Genomic DNA, 7,835 nt, shown 5'->3' with positions numbered 1-7,835 from the left:
GGAGTTCTCGTTCAACAGGGTGCAACAGCCTGGCTGTTGACCTAGGAGGAGACTATGAAACGACACTCTTTAGCCACACTCCCCCTCAGAATGGGTTCGTAAATTATTGTAAAGGAGTGAATGTTCTTCCTTTCGTCCCTGTATAACCAGCAGTGTTGTTAGCACTGGAGGAAGGGATGAATCGTCTTCCGTATCCCTCAGATTTAAGCGATGATGAGTGGGACTTGGTTGAGCCATTAATTCCCGTCCATCAGGGTGTCAGTCATCCTCGAGAAGTGAACTTACGCGAGATCGTGAATGCCATTTTGTATTGGGTCGATAACGGTATCAAATGGCGTGCGATGCCCCATGATCTGCCGAACTGGTCAACTGTCTATGATTATTATCGTCGTTGGGTCAAGATAGGCTTATGGGACCAGATTAATGAACGCTTGGTAAAGCTAGTAAGACTCGCAGAGGGACGAGATGAGCAACCGAGCTTGATCAGCATTGACAGTCAATCTGTGAGGACCTCAGAGAAAAAAGGACCTGAACAAGGAATTGATGGTCATAAGTGTGTCAAGGGACGTAAGCGTCATATCGTTGTTGACATCTTAGGCATGGTGTTAAATTGTTTTGTGAGTGCCGCCAATATGGCGGATATTAAAGCAGCCGTTGCAGTGTTAGGTCCTGTATTAGAGACCTATGTGAGGCTTGAGAAAGTGTTGGCTGACCAAGCATATAAGGGAGCTTTAGGAGAGATTATAAAACACGTTCATCACTGCATTCTAGAGGTGACAAAAAAACTAGGAGAGGGGTTTATCCCGGCTCCTTATCGATGGGTCGTTGAGCGAACCCATCGGTGGGCATAAGCGCAATCCCCCGAACGGTATGGGCATCTAAATAATTCACCACTTCAACAGTGCCACTTCCACCGATAATCACCTGGGTATGTAAGGCCGGTAAGGTGCCTGGAAAATACAGATCGACTACACTGCCTCGCACAGCAATCACTCTTCCCGACACTGCTCCAGTCACGATAGACCTCATTGCTGATGAGTCTCTGAGATATCCCCATCAAAGGGTTGTACCCCTGTCTTAGGATCACCATCTTTAATGTATGAAGAAAGTTTGGGGATATTATGAGGAAATGAGACATCTGTTACTTGAATTTACCCGATCCCTCAGCTCGCAGCAGTGTAGACGTTGAAGTAACAACACTGCAGTTAATATTGGAAAAGATAGGTTCTGTTGATGTGCTCAAGGTAGACGTTGAGGGCTCGGAACATAGCATTTTATGCCCTTTGGCGACTTACTAAAATCATCGGTTAAATATTTAATTGTTGAAGCTGGCGGTTCTCCCCGAGGAGATGGTATGACCTTACTAAAATTTCTGAAACATTTGGGGTTTTCCTGTGATTTTCAGGGTGACGCTTCGCTGATGCTAATTCGAGCTAAAAACAAACACTTACTGGGCGATTAATACCCACCATATTTTAGAACGATTTCCGATCTTGTAGAGTGATCTCTTCACTGTACTCCTACATACCCTATCAATAGATGCTTGGGAACGCACCATGCCTATACATTCCTTGCAGTAAGCGGTCACAATGGGAAATGGTATGACAAAGTTTATGATAGTGCGAATTACTAGTTGTCTAAACCATCTACCCATACAGGCCCGTTATGACCATGGAAGCCTCGTCCTCTTCTAATAGCACGATTAAGCTTGAAGCCAGCTGGAAAGCGGTATTAGAAGATGTGTTTGCCACTCCCTATATGCAGGATCTAAAAAAATTCTTAAAGGCGGAAAAAGCCGCTGGCAAGGTTATTTACCCCCGTGGCGCACTGATGTTCAATGCAATGGATAGCACACCATTTGACCAAGTCAAAGTTGTGATTCTTGGACAGGACCCATATCATGGCCCCGGTCAGGCCCACGGCTTGAGCTTTTCTGTCCCGGAGGGCATTGCGCCGCCGCCTTCTCTGGTTAATATCTTTAAAGAAATTGAGCAAGATCTGGGCATTAAACCTCCTAATCACGGCTGCCTGCAAAGCTGGGCAGATCAAGGCGTGTTACTGCTTAACAGCGTCCTCACAGTGGAACAACATAAAGCCGCCTCCCATCGGGGAAAAGGCTGGGAGCAATTTACAGATGCCATTATCACTAACCTAAATCAGCAACGCGAAAATCTCGTTTTTCTGCTGTGGGGTAGCTATGCACAACAGAAAGGAAAATTTATTGATCGTGAACGGCATTTAGTGCTGACCTCACCTCACCCTTCGCCGCTCTCAGCACACCGTGGTTTCTTTGGCAATCGGCACTTTTCAAAAGCCAATGAATATTTGCAAAAAAATGGCATTGCACCTATTTCATGGTCGCTATAGTCATTTTTTACCGATTTCTAAACTTTGTACCCCCTGGGGGTAACCATGCGACCCTGATGCAAAAACGTGCGGGTATTGCCGATTAACACCACGGTGAGCATATCGATGGTGGTCACATCCACCTCTTTCAGGGTAAGACAGCGGACGGATTCTCCTGAACGGTAGAGAGAACGTGCGATCGCAACCGGAGTATCATCCGAACGATGCCGTCGCAAAATCTCTAACGCAATTTCAATGCCCCGCGTGCGAGTCTTCGAGCGCGGATTATAGAGCGCCACCACAAAATCCCCTTGGGCTGCCGCCGCTAATCTCTTTTCAATCACCTCCCACGGCACTAGCAAATCAGACAGGGAAATGGCACAAAAGTCATGCATCAGGGGAGCCCCCACCCGGGCTGCCACTGCCTGCAGTGCCGTAATTCCTGGGAAGGCTGAAACACCGGGTGTGTTGCCATCCCAGCCTCGCTGCACCAGGCATTCCATCACCAGGCCCCCCATGCCATAAATGCCGCAGTCGCCGGAGGACACCATGCCTACGGTTAATCCTTGGTGGGCCAGGGCAACGGCTCGCTCTGCCCGCTGTACTTCCTGGGTGATTTTGCTAGTCTCAACCACCTGGTTAGGATGGAATAGGGGCCGCAACAGGTCTAAATAAAGGCCATAGCCAATTACCACATCACAGTCCAACAGAGCGGCCCGGGCCGCTGCGGTGAGCTGGGCTAAAGAGCCAGGACCTGAGCCAATCAGATACAGGTGACCCGGCCGGGGATTGTATGGCTGGTCAGCGCGGGCTACGGCAATGGTGCAGGCCCCCTGCTGCTCACCTTTAAAGACTTGTTTTGTTATCACCAGTTCCTGACTATGGGCGGCCAGCAGGGCAGCGGCTTCAGCGACAGACGGTGTCCCCACCGCCTGGGTAACGACATCTGAGGGATTGGGAACCGCTGGTTCTTGTAGTTGAGCAGCGCTGAATAAGTGCAGGGGCCACTGATGCCGTTCTGCCAGGGTTTGAAAGGCGACTTCGTCTTGCTTGAGGTCAATGGAGGCGATGCCGGCGATGGATTGCCAGGCCAGGTTGCGATCGCGCAACACCTGTCTAATACTGACCTCAATTAACTCTGTCGATGTCCCTCGCTCACAGCCCAGCCCTAGCCATAATGTACGAGGATGCCAGCACACTTGAAGAGATTTCGCTGGGTTGTGCCCTTCTGAATCCTGACTAGGGGGTAGCTGATCCGAAATCCACAGTTGCGGAGAGGCTGGTAATTGAGTATTTGAAGCCGCAGTCTGCTGATCTGCAAAATAAAAAGAAGAATCGTCAGGTAACATCTGTCGCCATAGAGTCTCACCACAGGTTTGATGCACTGCGATCGCCTCTCGTTGTGCCAGCGCTGACGCCACCTTTGTCCAATCTCCCCCTCCACGCTGCCAACCATAGGGCTTACCCAACAGATCTACAGCCGGTAGCTGTTGTCCTTCAGAGGCTGACGTAATTACCGGTGCAGCTCTCAGTAGGGCCGCACATTGTCGTGTGAGCGCATCAGCTCCCCCCTGGTGTCCCCCGCTAACGCTAACCACAAACTTACCACTGTCATCAATGGCCACCACCCCCGGATCCTGGTGTTTGTTTTGGAGTAGTGGGGCAATCAGTCGCACCACTGCCCCCACGGGCAAGAAAAAGACTAGCTGTGTGGCTCGGTCCCAACAAGCTGCCACCACAGGGATTAGGGAGCCACTATAACAATGAACGACACCAAATTCTAAGTCAGTAAACCCAGCTAAAAATGGATGCTCCTGTAGGGGCAATCCCTTGTGGTTGCCCTGCGATATTTGGGGCTGACAATCAGGATGTTGTATAACACGATCAGCAGTATCCATCGAAGCTAGAGTATCTTCCCTGGTCCAAAGTTCCAGGGGCTGCAGACCATCCCACAGCTGCAGAGCTTGCTGGCAACCTGCCTCCGTGGGCGCAATCATCACGATCTTGGATTCGAGCTGTCTAGATTCAGACTTTGGAGAAGATTTAGAAGTGATAGTCATGGCGGCGCACAATCAAAATGGAAAAGTAGGGGGGGGTATGGTCAGCCAGGTCCACCAGGCTAGAATACAGTTTTTCCTCCGGTGAACCCACTTGTTCCACCAGACTGGCGTGGTCTAGAAGGTCTGCTGCGTGGAGGATTTGCCATACCTGACCAAACACCGATGCCACTTTCATCAACACCACAACTTCAGCCCACTCCAGGGCATGGGTCAGTTCGGAAACGTCATACAGGGCAGGAAGAATGGCAATTTTTTCTGCCCCCAGGGATAAGGGCATATTGAGGGCAGCCATGGCGGCTAGGGGAGAACACACACCCGGTACAGTGGTAATCTTGACGTCAGGGGCCAAACGATGCACCGACTGGGCCACATAGCTAAAGGTGCTATATAGGCTGGCATCTCCCTCGGTGATAAACACCACATCCTGGCCTTGGGCTAACAAAGGTACTAGTTTCTCTCCTGCTGTGGTCCAGGCCTGTTGTAGCTGCACCGGATCGCGCACAAAGGGCAGATCTAAGGGCAAAATCGTTTGCTCGGGCCGCAGGTGAGATTTGACAATGTTGTAGGCCATGCCGGGCTTTCCATGTCGATTCTGGGGACAGGCCACCACATCCACGGTCTGTAAAATCCGCAATCCTTTTAGGGTGAGCCATTCGTCATTTCCTGGACCAACGCTCACTCCCCACAACTTGCCCCAGGCAGAAGATTTTGTCAGTAACTCATTAGATGTCATTGCTTTCTCCTTGATCTGAGCCTGCATCGGGTTGAGGGAATGGTCGAGAGGCTTGCAACAAAATCACAGGGTTTAAAGGAACAAACCGGGTGGCGGTGGCCAGGGTGGCTGAGCGGGCAATGTTGACTTGCAATAGCTGTACAATCCAGCCCTTATTTTGTAGCTGTTGCTTGGCTAGCATACAGGTTTCGAGGGTGGCAAAGTTGGCGACAATGAAACCGTTCGGGCGGATGCGATCGCAACACACCGCCAAAATTTCCGACATTGCTTTTCCTCCCCCACCAATCATGATTCGATCCGGGTCTGGCAAAGAGTTTAGCGCCGCTGGCGCAACACCTCGGATAGGAGAAATGTGAGGCGTACCAAAGCGACGACAGTTTTTTTCGATTAAGGTCAGCCCAGCAGCCGTTTTCTCAATGGCATAGATGTGGGCATCGGGTATTAGCCGCGCAATCTCAATGGAGATGGACCCAGTACCGGCTCCTACATCCCATACCGTGATATCTGGCTGTAATCGCAGCAGGGAGAGGGACAAAGCACGGACTTCCTGCTTTGTAATCAAACCAGGCTGATCGGGAAAGGTGTGAAAGTCTTTATCGGCAATGCCGAAGAGGGGCTGAGGCAGGGCTTGTGTCAGAGGCTGTGCTTCTAGGACAACAACATTAGGGCTCGGGAACGAACTGTCTATTGCTGCTTCTATAGAAATTGATTGGATAGTCTCCTCAGTAGCTCCGAGCTGGCTACATACGGTCATGTGATACTGCGCAGGGGGGCGTATATCTTGAATAAGCCGGGCAATTTCTCCTGGCGTATGGACAAAATCGGTCAGAACTGCGAGGGGAGATTTGCCTTGTTTGAGGGCCTGCTCCAGGTGATCGGGCTGACGACCGTGGACACTGACGATGGTGGCCGACTGCCAGGGAATCCCTAGACGGTTAAAGGCCAGTTGGATAGAGCTTACCTGGGGATAGAATCGGAGATATTGCCGGTCGAATCGTTGTGTTAGGAGGCGGCCTAGACCATAGAACAGTGGATCGCCGCTGGCTAGAACTACAACGGATTGTTGTTGAAGTATGTCGGCTATTTGGTCGATCCAGGCGACAATATTGTTGCTGAGGGGCAGCTTGCGAGCTGGATGCTCGGCTACAGTTTGTAGATGGGCTTTACTACCTGCAATAATCTCAGCTTTTTTCAGACAGGCTAGAGATTCAGGGCTCAGACTTTGCAGACCGTCTAACCCTAAACCGATAACATGCAGTAAGTTTTGAGGACAAGATTGTTTCACGCTGAAGAGCTTTTAAACAAAAGAGAATTGCATGGCTTGGGATAACCTGAACAATCGACCCCACCGTAACCTCACCACACCCGTATTGTTGCTATGAGCGACTACCCTGTCGGGGAAACCCAGCTTGCCTAAGTGGGATCACTTGGATACTTCCGTAAAGGGGAGTTAGGCCCCCACGAACAGAAGGGGTTCGGGGAGGAAAGTCCTGAGCAGTCCTTATCGCAATTAGCCAACTTTACAACCAAGATATTTTGAGTAGTTGGCTAACTGCAAAACCAGCTGCTTGGGGTCCCTCCGAGTTCCCCAAACCCCCATGGGCAGGGCCGGAACGCCGCCCTACAACCCAACGTACTAGGCTATCCAAAATTGCATAGATTAAGGGGTTACGGCGGGGTCGATTGTATATATCCTGAGCTGCTGCCTGCCAAAAACGTAGCGCAGAAAAACAGAATCATGGACTTAGTGTTAATGCTCTTTTAGGGTACCTGCCAGGCTCGCTCATGGTAATCCTCCACTTCGGGATAGAGGTCGGGAATGCCGTGGTATAGGGCTTGTCCTTCAGGGTGGTCGTGGCTATGACTGTGGCCGTGCTCGTGATTGTGGCCATGGTCGTGGCTGTGCCCGTGATCATGATGGTGATGCCCATGTCCCTGGGCGCTGACTACCTGGCGAAACTTGCAGGTGTAGCAGTTCATGGAGACCTGGCCAGCTTGGGCTTCTTGTTCGCGATCGCGAATTAGCTCAAACAAAATTGGATCGGCACCAATTACTGATAGGCTCTGCACTTCTATGTCAGGGTGAGCCGCCTGCTCTTGTTCAACAATGGTCTGAATCCGCTTTGCCAGCACCCCATCAAACAGCAGGTGGGGGATCACAATAATTCGTTTAGGATTCCAGGCTCGGGCGCGCTCAAAGCCTCGTTCCATCCGAGGGTGGGTAATGCCGGTAAAGCAAACTTCCAGGTCGTGGTAGCCGCTACCTTCCCACAGCATCCGAGCCAGCTTATACACATCGCCATTGGCATCAGGGTCCGATGCGCCGCGACCGACAAATAGCAGTACGGTTTGTTCACGGGGTACGGTGCTTTCTTTATCTGCCTGTTCTAGCCGTTTTTGCCACAGGTCTAACCAGCGTAGGGATACACCAAAATGGCGACCATAGTTGAGCTTCAGTTGAGGGTGACGCTGGATAGCCCGATCTAGTTCATTGGTGACGTCAAACTTGCTGTGGCGTGCAGCAAACAGTAGCACCGGCAGTACGGTTAGCTCGTGATAGCCCTGCTCAACACAGCTATCAATGCCTGCCTGAATCAGGGGATCCGTCAGTTCCAAAAAGCAAGGAACCACGGGACGGCTAGGGTCATAGGTTTGAAACGTATGGGCAAAATCAAGAAATGCCTGACGCCCATTAG

8 protein-coding genes are annotated in these 7,835 nt (G+C 51.0%); 3 read left to right on the top strand and 5 right to left on the bottom strand.

What is annotated here, in order from left to right:
* Nucleotides 1-176 precede the first annotated feature (176 nt).
* Nucleotides 177-851 carry an IS5 family transposase gene (locus DXZ20_RS33325; protein ID WP_163702976.1) on the top strand — a complete coding sequence of 225 codons (675 nt, stop codon included), beginning with the start codon at nucleotides 177-179 and terminating at the stop codon, nucleotides 849-851.
* Here DXZ20_RS33325 and DXZ20_RS33320 read toward each other — a convergent pair.
* Nucleotides 799-1,029, bottom strand: a complete 231-nt coding sequence (locus tag DXZ20_RS33320; protein ID WP_250564620.1) for a hypothetical protein — start codon at nucleotides 1,027-1,029, stop codon at nucleotides 799-801. The two genes, DXZ20_RS33325 and DXZ20_RS33320, sit on opposite strands and share 53 nt — an antisense overlap.
* 116 nt (nucleotides 1,030-1,145) lie before the next feature.
* Here DXZ20_RS33320 and DXZ20_RS38810 point away from each other — a divergent pair, with 116 nt between their 5' ends.
* Nucleotides 1,146-1,298, top strand: a complete 153-nt coding sequence (locus DXZ20_RS38810; protein ID WP_163702975.1) for an FkbM family methyltransferase — start codon at nucleotides 1,146-1,148, stop codon at nucleotides 1,296-1,298.
* 367 nt (nucleotides 1,299-1,665) lie between these two features.
* Nucleotides 1,666-2,367: a uracil-DNA glycosylase gene (gene ung / locus DXZ20_RS33310; protein WP_163702974.1), complete on the top strand. Its 702-nt coding sequence runs from the start codon at nucleotides 1,666-1,668 to the stop codon at nucleotides 2,365-2,367.
* Nucleotides 2,368-2,384: 17 nt separating this feature from the next.
* Here the strand turns inward: ung and cobJ are convergent, their stop codons facing one another.
* The 4 genes from cobJ to DXZ20_RS33290 all read right to left on the bottom strand — a co-directional run.
* The gene (gene cobJ, locus DXZ20_RS33305; RefSeq protein WP_250566017.1) at nucleotides 2,385-4,406 is read right to left on the bottom strand and encodes a precorrin-3B C(17)-methyltransferase; all 2,022 of its coding nucleotides are present in this window, start codon (nucleotides 4,404-4,406) and stop codon (nucleotides 2,385-2,387) included.
* Nucleotides 4,390-5,139, bottom strand: a complete 750-nt coding sequence (locus DXZ20_RS33300) for a precorrin-2 C(20)-methyltransferase (protein WP_163702973.1) — start codon at nucleotides 5,137-5,139, stop codon at nucleotides 4,390-4,392. Before DXZ20_RS33300 ends, cobJ begins: the two co-directional genes overlap by 17 nt.
* Nucleotides 5,129-6,424, bottom strand: coding sequence for a precorrin-6y C5,15-methyltransferase (decarboxylating) subunit CbiE (gene cbiE / locus DXZ20_RS33295; protein ID WP_163702972.1), 1,296 nt, complete (start codon nucleotides 6,422-6,424; stop codon nucleotides 5,129-5,131). Before cbiE ends, DXZ20_RS33300 begins: the two co-directional genes overlap by 11 nt.
* 476 nt (nucleotides 6,425-6,900) lie before the next feature.
* Nucleotides 6,901-7,835: sirohydrochlorin chelatase (locus DXZ20_RS33290; RefSeq protein WP_163703703.1), on the bottom strand; the 935-nt coding region annotated here is incomplete at its 5' end.

This window comes from Adonisia turfae CCMR0081 (assembly GCF_011009555.1).
Taxonomy (GTDB): Bacteria; Cyanobacteriota; Cyanobacteriia; order Phormidesmidales; family Phormidesmidaceae; genus Leptothoe; species Leptothoe turfae.
This window is presented reverse-complemented; position numbering and strand designations above follow the sequence as displayed.

What these genes read in the sequence shown, in the direction of transcription:
- DXZ20_RS33325 (WP_163702976.1), top strand. Translation starts at nt 177, where the DNA reads ATGAATCGTCTTCCGTATCCCTCAGATTTAAGCGATGATGAGTGGGAC.
- DXZ20_RS33320 (WP_250564620.1), bottom strand. Translation starts at nt 1,029, where the DNA reads ATGAGGTCTATCGTGACTGGAGCAGTGTCGGGAAGAGTGATTGCTGTG.
- ung (WP_163702974.1), top strand. Translation starts at nt 1,666, where the DNA reads ATGACCATGGAAGCCTCGTCCTCTTCTAATAGCACGATTAAGCTTGAA.
- cobJ (WP_250566017.1), bottom strand. Translation starts at nt 4,406, where the DNA reads ATGACTATCACTTCTAAATCTTCTCCAAAGTCTGAATCTAGACAGCTC.
- DXZ20_RS33300 (WP_163702973.1), bottom strand. Translation starts at nt 5,139, where the DNA reads ATGACATCTAATGAGTTACTGACAAAATCTTCTGCCTGGGGCAAGTTG.